The organism is Enterococcus sp. 4E1_DIV0656 (assembly GCF_002140695.1).
In the GTDB taxonomy this organism is placed as follows: Bacteria; Bacillota; Bacilli; order Lactobacillales; family Enterococcaceae; genus Enterococcus_D; species Enterococcus_D entomosocium.
The window spans coordinates 265,860-290,081 of the sequence record NZ_NGLF01000002.1; the positions used below are offsets into that span (position 1 = coordinate 265,860).

The window sequence follows — 24,222 nt, forward strand, 5'->3', positions numbered from 1 at the left end:
CATAACAGTGTGTATGCAATACATAATATCTATAAATATCTGACTAAGAAAATCTAAATATTTTTTTGAAACTCACTCCTCTCTGATTTTAATAGTTAACTATTCCTCTTCTATTCTCAATTGTAATAATACGATTCACTTATCCAAAAAAATCCGTGCCACATTTCCGTGCCACTTTGAGAAAATCATGCACAATTATAGACCATCTACATTGATTCAAGTCTCCAAATTTTTAGAGAAATATTCTAACTACAAAAAAGAGAAACACTGATTTATCAACGTTTCTCTTTCATTATCTATGAAATTTGGGCAACTCTTCTATTCTTCTGAAAGGCTAAAAGACGTGCAGTCACAGTAGTAGCATATGTGTTCACAGAAAGGTATATGTATATACGCAGAAATATTTTGCGCGCTTTTTGTAGATGGATCGTTTATTGTTTGACCTTCAGGCATTCCTAAGTAATTCTCCTCTACCTTCTTTTTTGCTCCCACCGCTGAGAGCACCGGCACTCATTGTAGCATAGTTCTTAGAATTCTCCTATCACTTGGACTATTTTTAAGCAAGAAAAAACACCACTTCCAAGAAGTGATGTCTTCAAATATTCATAGAAAAAATAAAGAGCACTACTCTTATTAAGTACGGTAAAATACCGCTTTTGTTCTTATCCCGCCCAGAAAAAAATCTGTTTGTTACAAGAACTAACACTTCCCCCAAACTGTTAGCGCCACAATAGATAAGCTGTTGTTGACGGCTTACTTAACAAGAGCAGGACTCTTATTCATGAAAGACAATTGCTTGTCTTATCTGACTTAAGTATACCTTTTTAAAAAAATTAAGTCCTATCATCTTTTTCACCAGTCTATGAAAACGATGAGAATCTTCACCTTGGTAACAGTTATAAAATGTGCAGCAAAATATCGATCAGATAGCGGATCAACCGATACGCAATAAATAAGAAGAAAATATTTCCCAGCAAGAATTGAAAGACATTGCCAATCGATCCCTTAAAGGAGCGAAAACTGAAATAACGCGACCAACGATTGAACCCGTTTTGGCGGTTTCGTTTCAAACGATACGCTTCATCATACTTCATCTCCAAGAGGTCATAATAAAAAATCATCAAGGGTTGTTGCACAAAGAAAACTTTTTTATAGCCTGCCATCAACGTGTACTGCTTATTATTGGAAGGAAAGTTGCGATTGCCGTTTTTCTTCACGCGCATCGTTGTTCCATCATTCATTTGGAACGCATAATGATCCTCAAATTCTGTCAGTTGATGAATTTGCGGCACCTGATTTTCTTCTTCGAAAGCAAGTACGACCTCACTCGCTCGCTGATAAAGTGAAACCAACCACGCCATTATGCCTAGCAATATAACTAGTAAAATGATATTTAAAAGCAAACTTTCTTGTAACAAAAGTAAATAACCTAAGATAATCAAAATCGCCACACCAAGGGCAATCATTCTTCTACGGAAATAACTGCGATACATCAATTCAAAAGAGCGCCGATAATAGGCAAAATCTTCTTTAACAAAATCCATTTTTTCCACATCTTTCTGTGTTTAGGTTGCTGATAATGTATCAAAGATCCTTTTGAAAGTCAATTTCCCTCAAAAGTTTCAGCGTCTGATTTGTTTCAAACAAGAAAACGTTTTATAATGGAAGATGTAACAAAAAAAAGCGATGAAAGTAGGTTGAGATACGTGATATTACAAGAAACATTTACCTTGCAGAACAAACTGGCAATTCCTAAGATTGGCCTTGGAACCTGGCAATCTTCTCCAGAAGATGCTTACAACGCAACAAAATTTGCCATTCAAAATGGTTATCGACATGTCGATACAGCGGCAGCTTACAAAAACGAAGAAGCGGTTGGGAAAGCTGTGCGCGATTCAGGCGTTGCCCGCGATGAAATTTTTGTTACCACGAAAGTACCTGCTGAGTTAAAGACCTACCAAGAAGCGGTTGATAGCATTGATGCCTCTCTAAAAAAACTTGACTTAGGGTATATCGATTTGATTTTGATCCATGCCCCTCGTCCTTGGAAAATCATGGGAAACAATCCAGAAAACAAAGATTTTTATCTTGAAAACATCGATGTTTGGAAAGCATTAGAAGAAGCCTACTTAAGTGGAAAAGTAAAATCGATTGGTGTTTCCAACTTCGATCAAAAAGATTTGCAAAATATTTTTGATCATTGCGATGTGAAACCGATGGTCAACCAGTTTATTTACCATATTGGCCGCACAAATGAAGAACTATTGACATTTTGCAAAGCGCACGAAATTTTAGTGGAAGGCTATTCACCAATCGCTACTGGTCGTTTACTCGGTAACGATGCAGTGAAGACGATTGCTGAAACCTATGGAAAATCTATTCCACAACTTTCAATTCGTTACTTGCTACAAAAAGACATTCTGCCATTGCCAAAATCCGTTCATGAAGAATACATTGCTGACAATGCCAAAGTTGACTTTGAAATTTCTGAAGAAGACATGAAGAAATTGGATGAGTTGCAAGCTTAAGAATACTTGCGTTTAATTGAAAAAAGCAGTCCGATCAAGTCCAGTAAATGCTGGTCATGGATCGGGCTGCTTATTTTCTTCTACAACTCTGTTTAGAAAAACAACCGTTTCTTAGTCTGTTAAAACTGAATTCTTCTTATGTTAGTTGTTCAAAGGTACCCCACACTTTTACTTCTTGTTCTTCTACCATTGTTCTGCCTTTTGCTAGAACCGTTTCTACTGCTAATGAGTCTTTGTTCAGCAAGCAAATATCAGCATCCATCCCTGCTGCAAGACGTCCCTTTTGATCAAGCTTCAATACTTTCGCTGGATTGGAAGTGATTGCTCGAATGGCGATCTCCAATGGAATCTGCTCTTTTTGGACTGCTTCTTTAATGCCTACCATCAGCGCTCGCGAACTGCCGACACCCAGACCTATGAATTGATTGTTTTCATCAAAGTACGGGAGGCTGCCTTGCCCATCAGAGGTCATGGTAAATTGATCCAGGCCGATCCCTTCTGCTAACAAACGTTTCAATCCTTTACTGAAGCGAACCTCATCGTCTTCTTTTTCCCAGAAATCAGGATCTTCACTCGCCGTAAAATCAATCGTTCCACCCATTTTTGCAAAAGCAATACTTGCTTCGAAAAGCTCGCTGGTCCGATTGGCATGTGTCGGTAAAAATTGGCTGATTGGAATCTCTGTCTCTTCGATGGTTCGTAAAAGCAGCTCATATTTTTTCTTTCCTCCACCTAAGTGGACGTTTACGATACCTGCTTTTCCAGAAAGCATCCCACCAACACGAGCATCCGCAACCGCGCGGGTAAATTCTTCGAAACTTGGTTGTGAAGAACGATGGTCAGAAACGGCAATTTCACCGATACCAATAATTTTATCGATAGTCAAAAAATCTTGGATGATGGAATCCGTGACGGGCGCCAAAGGCAATCGATACGAACCGTCATAAAGATAAGTCGTGATGCCTTCCGCCTCTAGTCCACGCGCCTTACTGATCAAGGCAGTCATATCTCTGCCTACTCCGTCAGTACCTAAACAGCCAACCACTGTCGTTACTCCTGCAGAGGTCAATTGACTCAATTTCACTTCTGGTGTCCGGTTTTGAAAGCCGCCTTCCCCGCCACCTCCTAAGATATGAAAGTGGCAGTCAATAAAGCCGGGCACAGCGAGTAACCCTGTGCCATCGATTTCTTCAAGAGGAACACCTGAGAATCCTCCTTCAATCGAATCTTGAATAGCAATGATCTTGTCTTCATTTAATAAAATATCTTTTTTTCCTAAATAGTCAGGAGCGTAAACCTCTGCTTGTCGTATCACCTTCATAAGTGCTTCCTCCTTGTGGCTGATTACTTCTTATTGCAAGCCGATTGCGACCGCAATAAAGATAAAAATCGTTCCTAATACAAATAAGAAACCTTGCATTTTGATCTGGAATTTCGCCCATTTCACCCATTCGATTCTTGCGACACCTAAGACACCGATCAGACTTGCCGATACTGGAGTGAAGGCATCCATAAAGCCCGAGCCTAATTGATAAGCCAAGACAGCGATCTGTCTAGAGACACCTAAAAGATCGGCTAATGGCGCCATGATCGGCATGGTTAATGCAGCTTGACCTGAATTTGAAGTCACGATCAAATTGAAGAAGCTTTGGAAAATGTACATGAACCAGGCACCAATAAAAGCTGGAACATTGCTTAACAATCCGCCGATGCTGTGCAAAATCGTATTCAACGCTGACGGCACATTGGCATCAGAACCGCCGAGAACCAGAAGAATCCCTTTGGCCATCCCTACAACGATTGCAGTTCCTGCCAATTCTGAGGCACCAGATTGAAAGGCACTCGCCACATCATTCAAGCCCATATTTTCTAATTTGAAAAGAACCGCTATGATTCCTGCCCCTAAGCCCATAACAAAGAATTGAGAAGCAATCTCGGGAATATAGTAGCCTTTCTGCGTCACACCCCATACGATCCAGATCAAAACCGCCAGCATTTCAACCAAGATCAATTTATGACCTAATAAAAATGGTTTTTGCTCACTGGAGGTTTTTTCAAGATGATTTCTAAAATACGCATCCGATTGATACGTTAGCGATTTCTCAGGATTCTTGCGAATTCTTTCGGCATAGATCATGAGGTACCCTGCGGATAGTGCGGTAACCACGACCCACATGATGATTCGGAACGTTGCGCCTGAAAGAACGGGAATACCTGCGATCCCTTGAGCTACTGCCACACTAAACGGACTCATCCACGAGGTGGCATTTCCAATCTGGGAGGCGACATAGGTGACGGTGACCGCCACGATCGAATCATACCCCAATGCGATCACGAAAGGCACCATGACCATCGAAAACGGAATGACTTCTTCTGCCATCCCAAAGGTAGCGCCCCCAAATGAAAAAGCAAAGAACAACAGCGGCAATGCCAAGCGTTCTAATCCACGAGTTTTGCTGATAAATGCAAAGATCCCCGCATCAATCGCTCCGGTTTGCATGATAATACCAAACGCACCACCGACCACTAGGATCAGTGCTGCGATCCCAACTGCTGAGCCGTATTTATCACCAGAAACCAATCCTTCAAAAACAAAATTTAAGAAGCCGAAACCGTTAAAGTCATCAGTTCCCCAAACCTTGGCTGTTTTGTGCAGTTTTTCAGAAGTATCATAAATTTTTTCGCCGTAAAGACTGTAAAGCGTGTCATCGGTCAGTCCCACCTCATCTAATTGACTCTGGGACAACTCTTTAGGCCCTTCAGCTAGAACAGCTGCTAAAGCCTCAGGATCGACATCTAATTCTTCCAACTCTTGTGGATCGTCTTCCAATTGATTCAACTGTTGATAGACGTATTCGTTATCTAACGGGTAGGCATAACGAAACGAATCTTGCATCAAGACCGTTCTGGTACTTATTTCCCCATTTGCATCGGTATACTCGATTTCTTGTGTACTGAATTTTCCAGCGGGAACTAAGAAAGTCAGCAACCACGCCAACAATACGACCCCAAAGATGATGACATACGTATGAGGCGTTTTCATTTTAGTTAAATCTTTCTTTTCTTTCCCCTTTTTCGCTTTTTTTCCAATTGTCACTTTTTCTCTCCCTTTCCCTTTGCAGCGTTCTGCATAAATTATCATTTTTGCCTATTTTTTAGTATATCGAAAAAACGTTTTTTCCTCATGGGGAAAGCATTAGAATTCAAATAAACTACGTTATAAAAAGAAAGAAAAAGAAAAAGTGAAAAGAAGCCAGAAACGCTTCTTTTCACTACGAATGCTTAGTTTTCTTCAGAAAGCCCATCAAAATAAGTTTCAGTGTCTCGTTCATCTTGCTTTAATTGTTCGATCAACGCTTGTGCGCCATTGAAAGCGACTTGATCACGTAAGAAATGATGCCAGCGGATCGCCACGGTTTCACCATAGATATCTTGGTGAAAATCGAGAATATAGATTTCAACTGTTAACTGGCGCCCCTGACCAAACGTATCATTGTGACCAATCGATCCCATCGATGGATACCACTTGTCACCGACTTTGATTTCCGTCACATAGACGCCTTCTTTTGGCAACCGAACGGTGCTCTTTACTTTGATATTCGCGGTTGGAAACCCAAGTTCTCGTCCTCTAGCATCACCGTGAACGACGGTTCCTTCAAATTCATAAATATACCCTAACAAGCGATTGACTTGTGCCATATCGCCATTTTGTAGGGCAGAGCGAATGCGTGTGGAGCTAACCTTTTCTTCATCAAACGATTCTTGCGCGACAGTCACAACTTCAAAACGATTTTCTGCATATGTTGGTAACAGCGCCATGTTGGCTATCTCTTTCTTGCCGTAGGTATAGTCGAATCCAGCAACAACAACTTTTGCATGCAGACCGATCATGTATTCATCCACAAACACCTGTGGTGCCAGATTTGCAAAAGCAGAAGTAAACTCAATGATATAAAGAATATCTACTCCAAGCTTTTCCATATGCGCTTCCTTTTGAGCCAAGCTGGTCAGGTATTGCATTTTTTCAGGATCGACTTTTTGAAAAACGATCGAGGGATGTTGATTAAAGGTCATTAATGCCAATTTTAACCCTTTTTCTTCTGCGATCTTTCGTCCTGTTTCAATGACTTTCTGATGACCTAGATGTACGCCATCGAAAAAGCCTAACACTAAGACGATCTCCTCATCAGGAATCGTTTCGTGATCATAAGGGTGTCTCATTTCAATGATTTCCATGTTCATTCTCCTATTTCTGTACGGATGACTTTTACCGGTTTCATCATATCTTGGTATTTGTCATGAGCTTTATAGATACTGATCAATTGTTCTCGATAAAAAATCGCCACTAATTCCTCTGGGCGCTTTGGTAATCCAAACACGCTGAAAGGCAAGCGCATGCCATTTTTTACTTTCTGCCAGAGGTCCGCATCGATCGTCACTTGAACAAACTCCGATACCCCATATTCCACCGATAGCAGTAGTTCCGAAACACGTTGTTCATCGACTGCCTTTTGCACCTCTGCAATCGTGTAAGATTGTTCTTTAGAAAAACCACCGCTTTTTAAGCGAGTCAAATCAGACATATGCGCGGGTACACCCAGCAATTTTCCTGTGTCGACCGCTAACGTGCGAACATAAGTCCCTTTTCCACAAGAAACTTCAAAACGCCAGCTTTGCGTATTGTCCTCATGAAAAACCGGTTCTGAAATTCGTTTGAAGGAATAAATTTCTGCTTTGCGCTGTGGTCGCTCGACAGTTTCATTGTTGCGAGCATATTCGTAAAGTCGTTTGCCATTGACTTTGACCGCCGAATACATCGGCGGGATCTGGGTAATCGTCCCCGTCAACTGTTTCATTGCCTGATCGATTTCTGTCTTCGTAAACGGACGAGTTAGTGCTTGTTGTTCAACGATATCCCCCGACCGATCTTCTGTAGTGGTACTGAAGCCCAAGGTGATTTCCCCGGTGTAGACTTTTCCAGAATCAACCAAGTATTCGACGATCTTCGTTCCTTTTCCGATACAAATGGGCAAGACACCATCCACGTCAGGATCTAGTGTGCCGCTGTGTCCGATTTTTTTTGTCTTTAATATTTTTCGTAATTTAAACACGCAGTCGTGACTTGTTTGTCCACGCTCTTTCCATAATGGTAAAATCCCGTCCATCGTATTCCTCCATTTCACTTCAACTTGCTTATTATAACATATAAAAAAAATTCATTGCACGACAAAATCCTTTTCGCTCCTTCTCATTACATGATAAACTAAGCATATAAGGAGGTCCTAAAATGGTTGTTTTAACGATAGGGTCATTTATTGGATTTGCCATCTTTTTGATCATGATTCAGCTCGGCACGATGCAGCGTTGGGAAGAAGCGTTTGCTTTGCAGATCATCCAAAGCCGTACGCCTTCTTTGACGCGCATGATGCACTTTTTTACCAATTTAGGAAAAGCCTTTCCGACAGTTGCGATCGCTTTACTATTGTTTGTCTTTCCATCATCGCGGGCGGATCTTGCACCAAAAACAGCAGTCAGTATCTTCATAGTATCAGCAGCTGCTTACCTGATCAAACGGATCGTCCGACGAGATCGTCCGATCGATCATCGTTTAGTTGAAGAAAAAGATCACAGCTTTCCTAGTGCCCATGCTGCCACATCCGCTGCCATGTACGGAACGATCGCCTTGAATCTTGGACAATTGGTTCCCTCAGCAGTCCTTCCGATGACTCTGCTGGCAGTTTTGTTAAGCTTTATGATCGGCTTTAGCAGAGTCTACTTAGGGATCCATTTTTTAACAGATGTGATCGGAGGCTGGCTCTTGGGGACAGGTGTTGCTGGACTGGTAACTTTACTGATGAATACCTGATGCTCTTTTCAAATAAAAAAGAACAGCTTCGATTGGAAGCTGCTCTTTTTTTTATTCTTCTGAGTGCAATGCGCGAATCATTTCATCAATTTTATTCCCGTATTGTACTGATTCATCCAATTCGAATTGGATTTCTGGAACTTTATAGAGCGTTAACGCTTGACCTAATTCACGACGAACCAAGCCAGTTGCTTTTTCCAGTCCTGCTTGGGCTTTTTGCTTATCTGAAGCTAAGTCCGTTAGGGTGCTGTAAAAGATCGTTGCTTGCTGTAAATCTCCAGTTACTCGTACATCTGTGATCGTCACATCTTGCACGCGAGGATCACGAACTTTTTTACGAAGAATTTGATTGACTTCTTTTAAGATTTCTTGTGCCACTCGGCGATCTCGATAGTTAGCCATTCAAAAAGCCTCCTTGTATAGTTGTCATTCCGTTATTTTGTCGGTACTTCTTCCATGACATAGCCTTCGATCACGTCATCAACTTTAAGATCGTTGAATTTCTCGATCATCGCGCCACATTCAAACCCTAGCTTCACTTCTTTGACATCATCTTTGAAGCGTTTCAAGCTGGCAAGTTTGCCTTCATAGATAACGATGCCGTCACGGATCACGCGGACGCCACTGTCACGGCGAATACTGCCTTCCGTTACGTAGCAACCTGCGATCGTGCCCACTTTAGATACTTTGTATGTTTCACGAACGATCATTTGACCAGTGATTTTTTCTTCGAATTCAGGATCAAGCATCCCTTTCATCGCAGTTTCGATTTCTTCGATCGCTTTGTAGATGATGCGATGCAAACGAATATCGACTTTTTCCGCTTCCGCTTGCTGTTTGGCTTGCGGTGTTGGACGGACGTTGAATCCGATGATGATGGCATTACTTGCTGCTGCTAGCGTTACATCACTTTCATTGATTGCACCAACAGCTGAATGGACGATGTTCACTCGCACACCTTCAACATCGATTTTCTTCAATGAAGCAGCTAATGCTTCAGCTGAACCTTGTACGTCTGCTTTGATGATGACATTTACTTCTTTCAGTTCGCCTTCTTTTAGACTTTCAAACAAGTTATCCAATGTCACACGACTGCTTGATGCGCGTTGCTCCATCAAAGCACGTTTTGCACGTTCTTCACCCGCTGCTCGAGCTGTTTTCTCGTCTTCAAAAGTAACGAAACGATCACCTGCTTGAGGCACATCATTCAATCCTGTGATTTCGACTGGTGTAGCAGGTCCAGCTGCTTTATCACGACGACCTAAATCATTCGTCATTACGCGAACACGACCGAAAGTATTCCCTACAACAATTGGATCACCTACATGAAGAGTCCCTTGTTGAACCAATAGTGTTGCTACAGGACCTTTTCCTTTATCAAGGCGCGCTTCAATGACTGTACCGATCGCCCGTTGGGTAGGATCAGCTTTCAAATCTTCGACTTCTGCTACTAAGAGGATCATTTCAAGCAATTCTTCAATGTTTTGCCCAAATTTCGCTGAGATTTCAACGAAGATCGTATCGCCACCCCAAGCTTCTGGGATCAACTCATGTTCACTTAATTCTTGCATCACATGTTGTGGGTTAGCACCTGGTTTATCGATTTTGTTTACTGCAACGATGATCGGCACTTTTGCTGCTTTCGCATGGTTGATCGCTTCCACTGTTTGTGGCATCACTCCATCATCAGCTGCGACAACAAGAATCGTGATATCGGTGATACTTGCTCCCCGTGCACGCATACTAGTGAAGGCCGCGTGTCCAGGAGTATCTAAGAAAGTAATTGGTTTGCCATTGATGTCGATTTGGTAAGCGCCAATATGCTGCGTAATTCCCCCAGCTTCACCACTTGTTACGCGTGAATGACGTAAAGTATCAAGCAATGTTGTTTTCCCGTGGTCAACGTGACCCATGATCGTCACAACAGGTGGTCGTGATACTAAATTATCTTCAATTTGTTCTTCTGCTTCGAAGAATTTATCGATGTCTGCGATATCCACTTGAACTTTTTCTTGTGGTTCGATTCCGTAATCGGTAGCAAGCAGTTCAATCGTATCTTTATCTAAAGGTTGGTTTTGATTGACCATAACCCCCATCATAAAGAGTTTCTTGATGATCTCTGCTGGTTCACGGTAGATTTTTTTCGCGATATCCGCTACGTTCATGCCTTCTGAATATTCCAATACTTCTGGTAGCTCACGGAATTTACGTGCTGGAACTGGCGGTTTCTTTTCCGTCTGCTGACGGCCTTTTTTGCCTTTTTTATTGAATTTGTTGCGATTGTTATTGTTGAAATTATTGTTGCGTCCACCGTAGTTTGACTTGCCGCGGTTTTGATTTCCTCCACGAGAATCATTCGATCCTTGCGGACGGTTATTGTTACGGTCTGCCCCTTGCGTATTTCCTGCAGATTGAGCGGCCGGACGGTTTTGTTGCCCTTGGTTATTTGGACGGTTTTGCTGTCCTTGGTTTGTTGGGCGATTTTGTTGCCCTTGATTATTCGGACGGTTTTGTTGCCCTTGGTTTGTTGGGCGATTCTGTTGCCCTTGATTATTCGGACGGTTTTGCTGTCCTTGATTGTTCGGACGATTTTGTTGTCCTTGGTTGTTTGGACGGTTTTGCTGTCCTTGATTGTTCGGACGATTTTGTTGCCCTTGATTATTCGGACGGTTTTGCTGTCCTTGGTTTGTTGGGCGGTTTTGTTGCCCTTGATTGTTACGATTCTCTTGGTTATTCACTCGATTATGACTTCCTTGGTTATTTGGTCTGTTACTTCCTTGACTGTTCGTGCGATCTACTTGTCCTTGACCAGCAGGACGGTTATTGCTTTGCGTAGTTCGCTGTTGACTTTGATTGTTATGACGGTTTTGGAAGTTAGGATTATTTCTTTGCGTTTTAAATTTCTTTTGTTCTTGTTTTTCCGGCTGGTTGGCTGGTTTCTGATTTGCGGGATTTGAGTTTGCAGATGTTTTACCATTTGGATTGCCGCCTAATGACTGCTGCAATTTTTGCGCCTCTCCATCTGAGATCGCGCCCATATGATTTTTGACATCAAAGCCTAAAGATTGTGCTTTTTCAACAACCTCTTTGCTCGACTTATTCCATTCTTTTGCAAGTTCATAAATTCTTTTTTTTCCCATGCAATCACCTTCCTAACCTAATATTAATTCCTGCACCTTCCTTGCAAATCCTTGATCTAAGATGCCAATGACCATTCTTGGTTTCCCAATGGCCGCACTGATTTCATCAGCAGAAAATGCATCTAGGAGCGGAATTTCGTAATAAGAACTTTTGTCCTTAATTTTCTTTTGTGTATTTTTACCAGCATCACTGGCGATAATGACTAAAGCAGCTTTCTCATTGCGAATCTCTTTTAAAGTCATTTCTTCACCAGTTACTAATTTCCCAGCACGCATGGCTAGTCCTAACATATTTAATGCTTTGGTTTTATTCATTTGCAAATAACTCTTTTCGCGCTTTTTGGTGCGTTACATAGTCCAATAGTTCTTGGTAAAATTCATCTGTCAATTTCGTTTCCAGCACTCGATCCAAGATACGCTTATCCCATGCTTTCTGGGCTTCAGCCGGTTCGATCGCTATATAAGCTCCCCGACCTGGCATTTTTCCTGTCGGATCGATGGAAACAACGCCTTCTTTTGAACGAGTGATACGAAGCATTTCTTTCTTAGGTAGCATTTCGCCTGAAATCACTGATTTTCGTAAAGGAATTTTTCGTTTCTTCATCACGATCTCACCTCAACTATTTTTCGTCAAACTCAACATTTTCATAATCATCCGCAGTCATGTCTGATGGAAGGATCGCTTCATCAACTGTTTCTGCAGATTCTGTTGCTTCTTTACTGATTTCTTCAGCAGCTTCTGAAGCATTGGCATCATACTCATCGATATAGTCGCCTTCATCCAGCTTCGCATAAAATTCTTCCATGTCTGTTTCTGATTTGATATCGATTTTGAAGCCAGTCAATTTGGCTGCTAGGCGAGCATTTTGTCCGCGTTTACCGATCGCTAATGATAGTTGGTAATCAGGCACGACAACAGTACAAGCCTTCGGATTATCAACATCAAAAATAACGTCGCTGACTTCTGCTGGATTCAACGCATTGGCGATGAAGATCGCTGGATCTTCATTCCATTCCACGATGTCCATGTTTTCGCCTTTTAGTTCATTGACGATCGCTTGAACCCGTTGACCTTTAGGGCCAACACAAGTGCCGACTGGATCGACGTTGGCATCAAAGGAACGAACAGCAACTTTGGCACGATCCCCTGCTTCACGAGCAATACTTACGATCTCTACAGTACCATCATATACTTCTGGCACTTCTTGTTCAAATAATCGGCGCAGCAAATCTGGATGGCTGCGGCTAACGAATACTTGAGGTCCTTTTGAAGTATTTTCAACACGAGAAACGAATACTTTGATCCGATCATGGGGTTGATAAAACTCATTTGGCATTTGGTCTTGTTTTGAAAGCACGGCTTCAATTTTGCCTAAGTTTACATAGATATAACGATTGTCTTGGCGTTCAACGATTCCTTGCAAAATGTCTTTTTCGTACGCACTAAATTCGTTATAGATAATGTTTCTTTCCGCTTCACGGACCCGTTGCAAAATGACTTGTTTTGCCGTTTGCGCCGCAATACGACCAAAGTCTTTAGGCGTTACTTCAAAGCGGATTTTGTCGCCGATTTCATAAGCGGGGTTGATTGTCATCGCTTCTTTTAATGAAACCTCTAGTTGCGAGTCCATGACTTCTTCTGTCACTTCTTTGACTGCATAGACGTGGATATTGCCTTTTTTCTGATCAAATTCTACTTCCACATTTTGTGCTTGCCCGTAATGACGTTTGTACGCTGAAACCAATGCCGCTTCCAAGGCATCGATGACAATCTCTTTTGAAATGCCTTTCTCTGCTTCTAATGCATCCAATGCATTCAACATTTCTTTACTCATGATTCTTTCATTCCTCCGTGTTTAAAATTGAATGGCTAAACGAGCTTTGGCAATATTTTTCCGGTCGATCGTTCGTTCTTTTTCTCTGGTTTTGATTCGGGTCTTCATAACTAGCTGATTTTCGTCGAATGACTGTAAAAAGCCTTCGAACTGTTTTTCTCCATCAATCGGTTGATATAAAGAAACATGAATGTACTCGCCGACTGCCCGTTGATAATCTGCTTCTTTCTTCAATGGACGCTCGGCGCCAGGGGAAGAAACTTCCAAGAAATAGGCCTGTGGAATAGGATCAGGTTCGCATTGGTCTAATTGTTCACTAAGTTGTTCACTGACAAAGGCACATTCCTCGATATCGATTCCGCCTTCTTTATCAATGAACACACGAAGAAACCAATTTTTCCCTTCCTTCACGAATTCTACTTCAACTAATTCAAATTTTTGCGCATCCAGAATAGGGGTCACTATATCTGTAACAGTTTCCACTACCGTACTCACAACATCGCCTCCTTTATTTCTCAACGAAACGAACTTCATTCCATTAAAAAGAGTGAGCGAAAAAACCGCTCACTCACTCTAAGTATCATTACATTGTAAATATAACACAATTTTCATAAAGATTCAACTACTGTCGCATGTTCCCTTCGCTTTCAGAAAAAAACAAAGTATTTTCTTAAAGATTTTTAATGCTTGGGTGAATGGCTGTTAGTGAATCACTTGACCAATCCGACGTAGTAGTTGTGGGAAAATGCTCTCTGGATCAAAGTCCATTGGCGCGTCATGTGGGAAATGAAGCCAGAGCCGACCACCATAAACCACTAGTACCAAAAGTGTCAATGTCACCCACAGGTTGTGACTGTAGTAAAGTTTGCTGATTTTCGGATTTTTTTTGAATAAAACAATTCCGAATACGATCGGCACTAACCAAAACAAGGGATGAAAATGCAGCGCACCTTCAAGATCACCCTGAAATAAGTGCAAATAGGCGCGCGTCATGCCACAACCTGGACAAGGAAACCCCGTTAACCATTTAAACGGACAAATCAATAATCTACCCAATCATCTGAATCAGACGAATCGTTTGTATTGTTAGATGAGGTCATGGCATTTTGATCAGCCGCTTCCCACATTTGGTTCATATCACCTTGTAAAATCGCCATGTTGATGAAATCAAAAGCAAACAGGCTCAAGACGACAAAAAGAATTTTGTTGTCACTCAGACGAGGCATATTCGCTCGTTGTTGTGCACTCATAAAGATATCCGCAATTCGGTACCACCAATAAATTTGATACAATCCACAAGTAAGGATCGTGAGTAAAATCGACGTTTCTGGCGAAAGACGATTATCCCCGCTGTATTCTGCCAGCTCTTTGGTTGTTTGGTACATCCAAAAGAATGTATAAATGCCACAAGTAATAAATGTTAATAAAATGACCGATACAACCGATTTCTTTCTAACTCCGTAATTATAATTCATCACAAACTCCTTCTAGTTTATTCCTTTTTATCACTTACTAATTATACACGATTTTATTCACAAAAACAAAAAAAATCTAATTATTTTATTTTATATAGATTAAAAAAGGTAAATAGCACCTGCTGAAAGCAGGTGCCTATACTATAAAATCATTCGTTTTCTTTGAACCAAAAGCTATGCTCGACTATAATTTTTCACTTCAGCAGCCATTGCATCAACAAACAGATTCAATTCTTCGACTTGGGTCTCCTTGCTGCCGTAGCGACGGATATTGACTGTCGCATCATTGACTTCTTGATCCCCAACAACAATTTGGTAAGGAATTTTTTGGGTTTGTGATGCACGGATCTTATACCCCATTTTTTCGTTGCGGTCATCCACTTCCACTCGCAGTCCTTGCGCTTGCAGGCGTTCTTTGATTTCGTAAGCATAGTCGCTGTGGGCTTCGACTGAGACCGGAATGATCGATGCTTGGATTGGTGCCAACCAAGTCGGGAATGCCCCTTTATAGACTTCTGTCAGGTAAGCCACAAAACGTTCCATCGTTGAAACGATTCCGCGGTGGATCACCACTGGACGGTGATTGTTTTCGCCATCTTCACCAACATATGTTAGATCAAACCGTTCAGGCAATAAGAAATCCAATTGGATCGTTGACAAGGTTTCTTCCATACCTAAAGCTGTTTTCACTTGGACATCTAGTTTAGGTCCGTAGAAAGCTGCTTCACCGTCAGCTTCAAAATAATCCAATTCTAATTCATCCATGGCCGCTTTTAGCATTGTTTGCGCATTTTCCCACATCGCATCGTCATCAAAATATTTGTCTTTGTTTTGTGGATCGCGATAACTTAAACGGAAACGATAGTCAGTAATATTAAAGTCTTCGTAAACGCCCACCATAAGATCCAGTGTCCGTTTGAATTCTTCTTTGATTTGATCAGGACGAACAAATGTATGACCATCATTTAAGGTCATTTCCCGAACCCGTTGCAACCCTGATAGTGCCCCTGATTTTTCGTAGCGGTGCATCATTCCTAATTCAGCGATCCGAATTGGTAGTTCACGATACGAATGGATGTCATTTTTGTAAACCATCATGTGATGCGGGCAATTCATTGGTCGTAGAACCAGCATTTCGCCATCCCCCATATCCATTGGTGGGAACATGTCCTCGTGGTAATGATCCCAGTGCCCTGATGTTTTGTATAAATCCACGTTTGCCATGATTGGTGTGTATACGTGTTGGTACCCAAGGCTAACTTCTTTATCCACGATATAACGCTCGATCGTACGACGGATCGTTGCTCCTTTTGGCAACCAGAAAGGCAAACCCGCGCCGACTTCAGGGGACAACATAAACAATTCTAATTCTTTCCCTAATTTACGATGATCGCGTTCTTTTGCTTCTTCTCGTAAACGAATAAATTCCTTCAAGTCTTTCTTATCGAAAAAGGCTGTTCCATATACCCTTTGCATCATTTGATTATCAGAACTTCCACGCCAATAGGCTCCGGCTACTGATAACAATTTGTACACTTGGATACGACCTGTCGATGGGACATGAGGGCCGCGGCATAAGTCAACAAATTCTCCTTGCTGATAGGCAGTAATCGTTTCGTCATCTGGTAATTCTGTGATCAACTCAACTTTGTATGGATCTTCAGCAAAAAGAGCCAAAGCTTCCTCTTTTGTTAATACACGTCGTTCAATTGGCAGATTTTCTTTAATGATTTTCATCATTTCTGCTTCGATTGCTGGTAGATCTTCCGCAGTTACTGGGTTTTCCCCATTGTCTGTGTCATAGTAAAAACCAGAATCAATTGCAGGTCCTACTCCAAAATGGATCGATGGATAGAGTCTGCGCATGGCTTGAGCCATTAAATGAGCTGTCGAATGACGAAGTAAACCTAAGGCGTCTTCATGATCGGGTGTCACGATCTCAATCGTTGCATCTTCTTCGATCGGACGTGAAAGATCGATCAGTTGTCCATTGACTTTTCCAGCTAAGGCTTTTTTTGCAAGACTTTTCGAGATGCTTTCAGCAATCTCTTTAGTTGTTACCCCAACAGCAAATTCTTTTTTTGCGCCATCAGGAAATGTAATAAATAATGACATATGAATGTCCTCCTTTGAATGATTTCAATCAATAAAAAAGTCCTAGTATCGGTTACGATACTAGGACGATCACTCGTGGTTCCACCTATTGTTCGAAAACAGAAAAAGTCTGTTTTCCTCTTCATGAGATAACGGTTCAACCGCCTCCGTTTCGACAGAGGTCTAAAAAAGTGGTCATCCTTTGGTTTTCTTCCAGGAAATTTTCAGCCAAGATTTCCCTCTCTTATCGAAGACTCTCAAACTCAGGTGTCTTTTTTATTGATCGATTATGGCTCAATTAAACCACTACCTACAAGAAAAAGCAAGAGAATTATTTCCAATCGCCATTCACAGCATAGGTTCCTTGCTTCATTTCATTGATGATGACATGGATATGCTCCTTAGGGGCACCCGTATTTTTATGGACCGCCTCAGTGATTTCTTTCATCATATTCGTCAGTTGTTCTTGCGAACGCCCTTCAACTAGTTCGACATGAATAAATGGCATACGATTTCCTCCTTTGTTTGCTTTTGATTATACACCTTTTTCAAAAAGACAAAAGCTATTCCCATGATTTCCAAAGAAAAACGTGTCTTTATTCCTCCTGATACACGACAGAAAACTTTTCACAAACGCATAGCATTTGATCGTGAAAAGACAACCCCGCTGAGGCATAAGCTCGTCGAAAAAAAGCTTCATGAACACGGCGCCAATAAGCCAAAGTGCGATCTCCTTCCCCTTCTAAAAAGGCAAACGCTGCTGTCACTTCATCAAATGGCACGATCGACACTGACTCTAAATAAAGAACAGCTCTTGGTACATCCGAACCATCTAAAAGGACACTATACGTTTCTGATTGTGGCAATGCTTCTTGCTCGATTTCATAGAGCGCAGCGGCGGAGGTCGTCGCTGTCTTTTTGCCAGCTAAAACAAGTGCTGCCAGTTCATCCGCCATTTCTGAAGTATCACCAAAGGACCAAGCATCTTCATAGGTCAGAGAAGATTGATTTCTTGGATTTGCTTTTAAAAACCGCTGCCAAAACGCTTGAATCTGACTGTCTTTTATTTTTGGTTCTCTGGTCTCATCTGCCAATTTTTTTCACTCCAATACTTCGTATATGTTTGGACATTCTCAGCTTCTTGCCAATCATAGGCCAACCCTAATTTCTCGCTGATTTTCTTTGCTTGCTTATCAAATCGTTTTTGCATCTTCAAAAGGGACTGACCGCAAGCAGTGATCGTGGGAAAATCAAGCAATGAGGTCAATTCCCGCCACTCCTTTTCCGTTAGAAACGACTGCAGGTATTTATGATTTTTCCCAGTACTCACCTGAAATTGCTGAGCATGGGCAACAAACAAATCTTCTATCCATAACAATTCTTGCCAACAAATGGTGTATAAATGATCCGTAGCATAAATTAGTTGCTTTCGAAGCAGCCCTTTCACGACATACGTGCTTACCCACCAAAATTCGTTGCAGTGTTCTTGAAAAGCGGCTTGGGTTGGGCGCTTGATCCAGTAATGCGAATGATTTGCTTGATTAGCAAAACTTAGTAATTGGTCTGGATCAAGCAGCGGCTGCAAGCCTGGTTCTTTAGCAAGACGATCGACCAGTGCAAGTGGACATAGCATGAGATCGATTCTTACTCCGTCTAAAAAATGCATCAAGTACGTAAAACACCCGCCCAAACTCGGCGGATAAATCGTGCTAGCTTCCGGTGTTTGCCTGATCATGATTGATCCAAAGGCTTCTAACCATGAAGAATCATCGACCAAAGGCTGAATATCCTCCATCACGAAGACCACGTCAAAATCCTGCAAAATATCTTTTGGCGCCTGTGGATCGGTCCGTGAACCAGATAAACCGATGGCACGTGCCCCAACACGTTTCCCAACAGACAGGATCAATTGGCGCAATTCTGCTTCTTCTCTCACCTTTTCCACCTCTATTTCGTTTCGTTTTTGAACACCTAAGCTCTTTTTATAAATATTAGCATAGTTTCTTTTTTTCCACGACATTCACAGGGAAAATATGCTATAATTTTATGTCGCAATTTTTTTAAGGAGGATCCTTCGTGAACGAACGTCAAAAAGAACAACAACATGTCAATGAAACCATTGCTCTGATCCACAGAGAACAAGCGATCCTTTCGCAGCAAAAACAAGAATTAGCCGCTAAAATGGATGATCAATTAAAAGAAATCGCCGATAAGAAAATTCGCGGAGGCGACAGTGAAGCCTTTTATGAATCAGTTATCGAGTACCAGCAGCATGAACAAGAACTGCTGATCAAGTATCAAACCGCAGAATCACAAGAAAAACGCGTCAAAACCCTAACAACGATGGCAGGCAATCCCTACTTTGCTCGAATCGATTTCAAAGAAGAGCAAGAAACCGAGACCCTCTATTTAGGGATCGCTTCTTTACGAGACAAAGAGGAAGAAACGATCGTCATTGACTGGCGCGCACCGATCGCTAATCTTTACTATGAAGGAGAACTTGGTGAAACATTCTACGAAACAGACACCGACCGTTTTACTGTAGAGCTGCTCTTAAAACGCCAGTTTAAAATTCAAAATGGTGAGATCTTATCGATGGTCGATACTTCGGAGATCATCAATGACGAATTTTTATTGGAAATCTTGGATGAGGCCTCTTCTTCTCAAATGCGTAACATCGTTTCAACGATCCAAAAAGCACAGAACCAAATTATTCGTGATACCACCAATAAATTTTTACTGATCGAAGGGATTGCTGGAAGTGGGAAAACCTCTGCTTTATTGCAACGGGTCGCCTTTTTACTTTACCGTAATCGCAAATGGCTGGACGAAAAACAAGTCTTGCTGTTTTCACCCAATCATTTGTTTTCTGACTATATATCCATGGTCCTGCCTTCATTAGGGGAAAGTGAAGTGCCCACAAGAACCTTCCACCACTTTATCCAATTGATTCTGACTGGCTATGAAGTAACAAAAGAAACCCAACAAGAAGAGAACTTTTTACGCGGCGACGATGATGCCATTGAAAAAATCAAAAGTAGTCTTTTCTTGGTGGAAAAAATCAACCGTTATGTCCGTTCGATTGCACCGATCGGCCCCTTGTTCCGTGATCTAAAAATCCAAGGGCAAACCTATTTGACAAAAGAACAGATTCGCCGCTGGTACCAAGAAACCAATCATGAATTGCCGATTTACCAAAGAACCCAACTGCTTCAAACAAAATTATTAAAAAAAATCGGCGGCTTGGAAAAAGATGAAGCCAAAAAAGACTGGGTCAAAGAAGCGACCGAAGAGCAATTGCAACAAGTATTTACCAACGATCCTCATCAAGAATACAGCGAAGAAAACGAACGCCGTTTGCGGAAGAAACTCAGACAGCAGATCGTCCGCAAGAAATTCCGTTCCTTGACGCGGGGAGTGAAAAACTTTCAGTTTATCAACCAAGCCAAGCAATACTTACACTTTTTACAATCGGTTGAGTCTGCTGCAGTCAAAGAAACTGGCATCGAGGCTGCGGCTTGGCAGCAAAGTATTGCCAACATTCGCCAAGGAATGCGCCAAAGACAAATCAAACAAGAAGACGCCGTTTTGTTTTTCTTACTGATCAAACAGCTTTATCCTGTTCACGTCGAAGAAAAAGCTCGGTTTATCTTTATCGATGAAATGCAGGATTTTCCACCAGCACAAGTGGCTCTGCTGCGTCAGCTTTATCCAAAGGCTGGTATCACCCTGTGCGGCGATTTGAACCAAAAAGTTTATGGCAATGAAACGATCGTCGGAGCATTAGCAGAATTATTCCCCCACGAAAGCGTGAAACGTTATCAATTGAAAACCAGCTATCGTTCGACTAAGGAAATCACAGATTTCGCCAATCAATTTTTAGTTGGCAGTGATCAAGTGGAATTGACGGCTCGTAAAGGTGCGGTACCAACAATTGTTAAAGGAACTGAATCTGAAAATCTGGCTTTCCTAGAAACCAGTATTCGAAAGGCAGCGGAGAATCAGCGTTGGCGCACCGCGATCATTTGTAAAACCGCAAAGGATTGCCAGCAGTTATATGCCCAGCTGACAGAAACAATGCAGGAACAAGTGCAGCTGATCACCTCTGAAGAAGACTTCATGAAACGCAATGTCATGATCTTCCCGGCCTTTTTAGCAAAAGGGCTAGAGTTTGACCAAGTATTTGTCTGGACACCAGGTGCCACTTTCGCGACTGAACAAGACCAATTGATTTTTTATACAATGGCGACACGGGCGATGCATCAGTTGACCGTCCTTACCCAAGAAGAATTGCCGCTTCTAGTGAAAGCTGATCCTGCCACTTATCAGTTTCAAGAAGCATCACGGATTGACGAATAACCTAACAAAAAAACATCACTTTCGACTGATTCTCAAATGAAACCAGCCGATTGTGATGTTTTTTAGCCTTTTAATTCGCCAATAAATAAGCGGGTTTCTGGATAACGCATCCCAACGATTGTTAAAATCATCTGCAGCTCAGAAACGTGTTCCGGATCTTCTGGAACAAATAATTTTGTATGACGTCCGATACTGCCATTATCGATCAAACGATGGGTACGATTCCATTGACTAAATTCCTCGATCGTTGTAAAGCGACTAAGAGGAAAACCAGCACCGTCGAGAATTTCCGTCAATCGAAAAAGCACATAAGAACTATCGATCACCAATTCTTTTCTGTGAGGTAAAGCACGCGTTCGCTTATAATCAATAATTGCTTTTTCTGGTCGGTGTTCCAAAAGCCAATCCAACAGCATGAAGAACCCTTCCATTCGATAATCATCGATAAAGAGCCGTTCAGAGTATTCCGACATGCGAAAGACCAAAGGAATCAAGAATCGCTCTTTATAAATTAACAAGGGTGCGCGATCAACGACGACATTTAAATAACGATTCAAATAAGAAGAACCACGATAATCGCCTAGACGATACCCTTCCACCCCATACTTTTGATATTTCCGACAAAGAGCCGAGCAGTCAGAAATCGATACAGACACTTCTGCTAGCTTTTCAAAACCACTTAAGATTCGATTAAATGGCTCTAAAACGATTTTTTCTTCCATGTCTGCCCCCCTAACGAGTTGTTTGCTTATGTAGTAAATCATAACATATAAAATGTCTGGAAACCAACTGAAAAGACGATGAATATTGAAGAATTTTCAAGAGAAGTGCTTCTCGCTCTCTTGTTTTTTTCACTTGACTAAACAACGGAAGGTTGATGAAAAAAACACCAAAAACTGGCAGCCAGATCACCTCTAGGCTGCCAGTATGTCTTATTCTTCAGCGTCTGCCACATTGTGATAGACATTTTGAACATCTTCAAGATCTTCTAATACATCGATCATTTTTTCGAATTTTTCTAGATCATCGCCAGTTAAGGTTACTTCATTTTGAGGAATCATTTGCATTTCAGCAATTGAAAATTCGGTGATTCCTTTTTCTTTCAAGGCTTCCTGAATGGCATGGAAGTCACTTGGTTCACCGTGAACGATAATTTGTCCATCTTCTTCAACAACATCACGAACATCGATCTCTTTGTCCATCAAGTATTCTAAGATCTCATCGGCATCGTCACCAGCAAAGCCAAATAATGCTGTGTTATCAAACATATAAGCAACTGCCCCAGAAACACCCATATTCCCGCCGTTTTTACCAAAAGCGGCCCGAACATCGGCTGCGGTACGGTTGACGTTGTTTGTCAAAGTATCGACGATCACCATTGATCCATTTGGTCCAAATCCTTCATATCGAAGTTCTGAGTATTGTTCATCGCCAGAACCTTTGGCTTTTTCAATCGCACGGTCAATAATGTGTTTTGGCACATTGTAGGTTTTCGCACGTTCGATAACAAAGCGTAATTTTTGGTTCGCGTGAGGATCAGGATCACCCGATTTTGCTGCTGCGTAGATTTCGATTCCAAATTTTGCATAAACTCGGCTATTGTTTGCATCTTTAGCAGTTTTTTTCGCTACGATATTTGCCCATTTACGACCCATGATTTCACTTCGCTTTCTTGTTTTTAAAAATCCTTATTCATTATACTTGTCAAATGGCGTTCTGTGAAGCAATTTTCACTTATTTATCAATAAAAAGCGGAATTCTTCGAAAATTTTGTTCTGAGATTTGAGCATTCCCTTGCTGATAAATCTGGTCGATCCGCAATGACAAGCCGTAGCGCTGTGCTTCTTTCTTACCGAATTTAGCGATCAGCGGCAGGGTCAGCTCTTTTTTGACTTCTTTTAAATAGTGCTGCCCTTGCTTTGTATAGCCTAAGACTCGAATAAAGGGATGTGCTTGGGCTTCCTTCATTTCAGCTTTTGTCACTTGGAACAATACATAACAAGCAAGACGCTGCAGTCTCGTTTGGGTATAGCGTTTTGTCTTTAACAACTTGATAAAATCTGCAAACAAATCCGCCGCAGTCACATATTGTTTTAGTCGATATTCTAGTCCTTCTTCCATCTGGTAAATAGCAGCTAATTTTTCGAGGGGGGCAGAAATGATCTGGTATTGAAGATAAGGCCAAAAGGCTTCCCAGTCGACTGTTGTTTGCGAAAGAAATTTTTGTGTTGCTTCAGGAACAAAATCCACAACAGCTTCACCTTGTTTGAGTCCTTGACGAATGGCTGTGGCACTAGCGATCGTTGGATGCTTAAATTGTTCTGAATGATAAGAGGCCGCAATTCGTTGAATGGGAACAAGCCTCATTGGTTTTTCATAACACAACACTTCCCGTGCATACGCCATACCCAACAGATGATTCGGCTGGTCTTTTTCTGCATGGTACTCAGGATAAAGCTCACTGAGGACCATACTCATTTTTTGACTATAGGTAGCATTTTGCCTAGCTATGCGTTGAAATGCGTCATCGATCATCCGCTGATTTTCTTTTTCAAACTGAGCGAACTTTGCATAGTCAAAGGGTTGTTTCGCATCTGTACCAAAACACAAAGAATCACATTGCAGATTTTGTAAGATCCTAATCGCTCCCGCTGCAAAAAAATCAGCAGACTGGACGGCCCAAGCGGATGGCAGTTCAACGACCAAATCGACGCCATTTTGCAATGCCGCTTGGGCTCGTTGCCATTTATCGATGATCGCCGGTTCACCACGCTGTAAAAAATTTCCACTCATCACGGCTACAATGACATCGGCGTTGGTTTCTTGCCTGGCTTTGTCCACGTGGTATTGATGGCCATGGTGAAAAGGATTATATTCTACGACTAGTCCGCAAGCCTTCATCGACATCCCTCCTGTTTTACATAA

The 24,222-nt window shown here is 41.7% G+C and carries 23 protein-coding genes; 3 read left to right on the forward strand and 20 right to left on the reverse strand.

The window, feature by feature from the left end; genetic code table 11:
* Positions 1 to 896: 896 nt before the first annotated feature.
* Positions 897 to 1,544: a hypothetical protein gene (locus A5882_RS14570; protein WP_005235640.1), complete on the reverse strand. Its 648-nt coding sequence runs from the start codon at positions 1,542 to 1,544 to the stop codon at positions 897 to 899.
* A 117-nt stretch (positions 1,545 to 1,661) separates the two neighbouring features.
* On the opposite strand from A5882_RS14570, the gene A5882_RS14575 reads away from it, so the two are divergent.
* A complete protein-coding gene (locus tag A5882_RS14575) occupies positions 1,662 to 2,528 on the forward strand; it encodes an aldo/keto reductase (RefSeq protein WP_086373026.1) in 867 nt (288 codons plus the stop codon).
* A 136-nt stretch (positions 2,529 to 2,664) separates the two neighbouring features.
* On the opposite strand, the gene iadA is transcribed toward A5882_RS14575, so the two are convergent.
* From iadA to truB, 4 genes are all read right to left on the reverse strand, one after another.
* On the reverse strand, positions 2,665 to 3,849 hold the full coding sequence (iadA, locus tag A5882_RS14580) for a beta-aspartyl-peptidase (RefSeq protein ID WP_016620344.1): 1,185 nt from the start codon (positions 3,847 to 3,849) through the stop codon (positions 2,665 to 2,667).
* A 30-nt stretch (positions 3,850 to 3,879) separates the two neighbouring features.
* Positions 3,880 to 5,571 carry a putative basic amino acid antiporter YfcC gene (gene yfcC, locus A5882_RS14585; protein ID WP_176273503.1) on the reverse strand — a complete coding sequence of 564 codons (1,692 nt, stop codon included), beginning with the start codon at positions 5,569 to 5,571 and terminating at the stop codon, positions 3,880 to 3,882.
* Between the two features lie 239 nt (positions 5,572 to 5,810).
* The gene (ribF, locus tag A5882_RS14590; RefSeq protein ID WP_008378129.1) at positions 5,811 to 6,764 is read right to left on the reverse strand and encodes a riboflavin biosynthesis protein RibF; all 954 of its coding nucleotides are present in this window, start codon (positions 6,762 to 6,764) and stop codon (positions 5,811 to 5,813) included.
* A gap of 2 nt (positions 6,765 to 6,766) precedes the next feature.
* On the reverse strand, positions 6,767 to 7,693 hold the full coding sequence (gene truB / locus A5882_RS14595; protein ID WP_086373027.1) for a tRNA pseudouridine(55) synthase TruB: 927 nt from the start codon (positions 7,691 to 7,693) through the stop codon (positions 6,767 to 6,769).
* A 122-nt stretch (positions 7,694 to 7,815) separates the two neighbouring features.
* Between truB and A5882_RS14600 the strand changes: the two genes are divergently transcribed.
* On the forward strand, positions 7,816 to 8,394 hold the full coding sequence (locus A5882_RS14600) for a phosphatase PAP2 family protein (protein ID WP_005235629.1): 579 nt from the start codon (positions 7,816 to 7,818) through the stop codon (positions 8,392 to 8,394).
* 51 nt (positions 8,395 to 8,445) lie between these two features.
* Here the strand turns inward: A5882_RS14600 and rbfA are convergent, their stop codons facing one another.
* The 12 genes from rbfA to A5882_RS14660 form a co-directional block, all read right to left on the reverse strand.
* Positions 8,446 to 8,796 (reverse strand): 30S ribosome-binding factor RbfA, encoded by a 351-nt coding sequence (rbfA, locus tag A5882_RS14605; protein ID WP_005225925.1) that lies wholly within the window; start codon positions 8,794 to 8,796, stop codon positions 8,446 to 8,448.
* Between the two features lie 32 nt (positions 8,797 to 8,828).
* Entirely contained in the window at positions 8,829 to 11,534 is a 2,706-nt protein-coding gene (gene infB / locus A5882_RS14610) for a translation initiation factor IF-2 (protein ID WP_086373028.1), read from the reverse strand.
* Positions 11,535 to 11,546: 12 nt separating this feature from the next.
* Complete coding sequence (locus tag A5882_RS14615; protein ID WP_005235626.1) at positions 11,547 to 11,849, reverse strand: YlxQ-related RNA-binding protein; 303 nt, start codon at positions 11,847 to 11,849, stop codon at positions 11,547 to 11,549.
* Positions 11,842 to 12,138 carry an RNase P modulator RnpM gene (gene rnpM / locus A5882_RS14620; RefSeq protein WP_005225922.1) on the reverse strand — a complete coding sequence of 99 codons (297 nt, stop codon included), beginning with the start codon at positions 12,136 to 12,138 and terminating at the stop codon, positions 11,842 to 11,844. Before rnpM ends, A5882_RS14615 begins: the two co-directional genes overlap by 8 nt.
* 16 nt (positions 12,139 to 12,154) lie before the next feature.
* Complete coding sequence (nusA, locus tag A5882_RS14625) at positions 12,155 to 13,369, reverse strand: transcription termination factor NusA (protein WP_086373029.1); 1,215 nt, start codon at positions 13,367 to 13,369, stop codon at positions 12,155 to 12,157.
* Positions 13,370 to 13,390: 21 nt separating this feature from the next.
* A complete protein-coding gene (gene rimP, locus A5882_RS14630) occupies positions 13,391 to 13,864 on the reverse strand; it encodes a ribosome maturation factor RimP (protein ID WP_008378146.1) in 474 nt (157 codons plus the stop codon).
* A gap of 207 nt (positions 13,865 to 14,071) precedes the next feature.
* Positions 14,072 to 14,410 carry a DUF2752 domain-containing protein gene (locus A5882_RS14635; RefSeq protein ID WP_170927565.1) on the reverse strand — a complete coding sequence of 113 codons (339 nt, stop codon included), beginning with the start codon at positions 14,408 to 14,410 and terminating at the stop codon, positions 14,072 to 14,074.
* Positions 14,410 to 14,844, reverse strand: coding sequence for a DUF4234 domain-containing protein (locus A5882_RS14640; protein ID WP_008378150.1), 435 nt, complete (start codon positions 14,842 to 14,844; stop codon positions 14,410 to 14,412). The genes A5882_RS14635 and A5882_RS14640 overlap by 1 nt, the downstream gene beginning before the upstream one ends.
* A gap of 174 nt (positions 14,845 to 15,018) precedes the next feature.
* Positions 15,019 to 16,959 (reverse strand): threonine--tRNA ligase, encoded by a 1,941-nt coding sequence (gene thrS / locus A5882_RS14645; protein WP_005235617.1) that lies wholly within the window; start codon positions 16,957 to 16,959, stop codon positions 15,019 to 15,021.
* Positions 16,960 to 17,269: 310 nt separating this feature from the next.
* Positions 17,270 to 17,446 (reverse strand): 2-hydroxymuconate tautomerase, encoded by a 177-nt coding sequence (locus A5882_RS14650; RefSeq protein WP_005225916.1) that lies wholly within the window; start codon positions 17,444 to 17,446, stop codon positions 17,270 to 17,272.
* An 88-nt stretch (positions 17,447 to 17,534) separates the two neighbouring features.
* Positions 17,535 to 18,032 carry an ASCH domain-containing protein gene (locus A5882_RS14655; RefSeq protein ID WP_005235615.1) on the reverse strand — a complete coding sequence of 166 codons (498 nt, stop codon included), beginning with the start codon at positions 18,030 to 18,032 and terminating at the stop codon, positions 17,535 to 17,537.
* Positions 18,002 to 18,874 (reverse strand): aminoglycoside 6-adenylyltransferase, encoded by an 873-nt coding sequence (locus tag A5882_RS14660; protein WP_086373030.1) that lies wholly within the window; start codon positions 18,872 to 18,874, stop codon positions 18,002 to 18,004. Before A5882_RS14660 ends, A5882_RS14655 begins: the two co-directional genes overlap by 31 nt.
* A gap of 140 nt (positions 18,875 to 19,014) precedes the next feature.
* On the opposite strand from A5882_RS14660, the gene helD reads away from it, so the two are divergent.
* Positions 19,015 to 21,297, forward strand: coding sequence for an RNA polymerase recycling motor HelD (gene helD / locus A5882_RS14665; protein ID WP_086373031.1), 2,283 nt, complete (start codon positions 19,015 to 19,017; stop codon positions 21,295 to 21,297).
* A gap of 62 nt (positions 21,298 to 21,359) precedes the next feature.
* On the opposite strand, the gene A5882_RS14670 is transcribed toward helD, so the two are convergent.
* The 3 genes from A5882_RS14670 to A5882_RS14680 all read right to left on the reverse strand — a co-directional run bounded on the left by A5882_RS14670 (position 21,360) and on the right by A5882_RS14680 (position 24,198).
* Positions 21,360 to 22,019, reverse strand: a complete 660-nt coding sequence (locus A5882_RS14670) for a hypothetical protein (protein WP_008378159.1) — start codon at positions 22,017 to 22,019, stop codon at positions 21,360 to 21,362.
* Positions 22,020 to 22,229: 210 nt separating this feature from the next.
* The gene (locus A5882_RS14675) at positions 22,230 to 22,952 is read right to left on the reverse strand and encodes a YebC/PmpR family DNA-binding transcriptional regulator (RefSeq protein WP_005225911.1); all 723 of its coding nucleotides are present in this window, start codon (positions 22,950 to 22,952) and stop codon (positions 22,230 to 22,232) included.
* 79 nt (positions 22,953 to 23,031) lie between these two features.
* On the reverse strand, positions 23,032 to 24,198 hold the full coding sequence (locus tag A5882_RS14680) for a nucleotidyltransferase (RefSeq protein WP_086373032.1): 1,167 nt from the start codon (positions 24,196 to 24,198) through the stop codon (positions 23,032 to 23,034).
* Positions 24,199 to 24,222 lie beyond the last annotated feature (24 nt).

Excerpts from the sequence above, each read along its gene's own strand:
- nusA (WP_086373029.1), bottom strand. The coding sequence starts at position 13,369 with ATGAGTAAAGAAATGTTGAATGCATTGGATGCATTAGAAGCAGAGAAA.
- A5882_RS14570 (WP_005235640.1), bottom strand. The coding sequence starts at position 1,544 with ATGGATTTTGTTAAAGAAGATTTTGCCTATTATCGGCGCTCTTTTGAA.
- A5882_RS14615 (WP_005235626.1), bottom strand. The coding sequence starts at position 11,849 with ATGAATAAAACCAAAGCATTAAATATGTTAGGACTAGCCATGCGTGCT.
- ribF (WP_008378129.1), bottom strand. The coding sequence starts at position 6,764 with ATGGAAATCATTGAAATGAGACACCCTTATGATCACGAAACGATTCCT.
- truB (WP_086373027.1), bottom strand. The coding sequence starts at position 7,693 with ATGGACGGGATTTTACCATTATGGAAAGAGCGTGGACAAACAAGTCAC.
- rbfA (WP_005225925.1), bottom strand. The coding sequence starts at position 8,796 with ATGGCTAACTATCGAGATCGCCGAGTGGCACAAGAAATCTTAAAAGAA.
- A5882_RS14670 (WP_008378159.1), bottom strand. The coding sequence starts at position 22,019 with ATGGAAGAAAAAATCGTTTTAGAGCCATTTAATCGAATCTTAAGTGGT.
- A5882_RS14600 (WP_005235629.1), top strand. The coding sequence starts at position 7,816 with ATGGTTGTTTTAACGATAGGGTCATTTATTGGATTTGCCATCTTTTTG.
- A5882_RS14650 (WP_005225916.1), bottom strand. The coding sequence starts at position 17,446 with ATGCCATTTATTCATGTCGAACTAGTTGAAGGGCGTTCGCAAGAACAA.
- thrS (WP_005235617.1), bottom strand. The coding sequence starts at position 16,959 with ATGTCATTATTTATTACATTTCCTGATGGCGCAAAAAAAGAATTTGCT.
- iadA (WP_016620344.1), bottom strand. The coding sequence starts at position 3,849 with ATGAAGGTGATACGACAAGCAGAGGTTTACGCTCCTGACTATTTAGGA.
- A5882_RS14640 (WP_008378150.1), bottom strand. The coding sequence starts at position 14,844 with ATGAATTATAATTACGGAGTTAGAAAGAAATCGGTTGTATCGGTCATT.
- A5882_RS14575 (WP_086373026.1), top strand. The coding sequence starts at position 1,662 with ATGGAAGATGTAACAAAAAAAAGCGATGAAAGTAGGTTGAGATACGTG.
- infB (WP_086373028.1), bottom strand. The coding sequence starts at position 11,534 with ATGGGAAAAAAAAGAATTTATGAACTTGCAAAAGAATGGAATAAGTCG.
- A5882_RS14680 (WP_086373032.1), bottom strand. The coding sequence starts at position 24,198 with ATGAAGGCTTGCGGACTAGTCGTAGAATATAATCCTTTTCACCATGGC.
- A5882_RS14675 (WP_005225911.1), bottom strand. The coding sequence starts at position 22,952 with ATGGGTCGTAAATGGGCAAATATCGTAGCGAAAAAAACTGCTAAAGAT.
- rnpM (WP_005225922.1), bottom strand. The coding sequence starts at position 12,138 with ATGAAGAAACGAAAAATTCCTTTACGAAAATCAGTGATTTCAGGCGAA.
- yfcC (WP_176273503.1), bottom strand. The coding sequence starts at position 5,571 with ATGAAAACGCCTCATACGTATGTCATCATCTTTGGGGTCGTATTGTTG.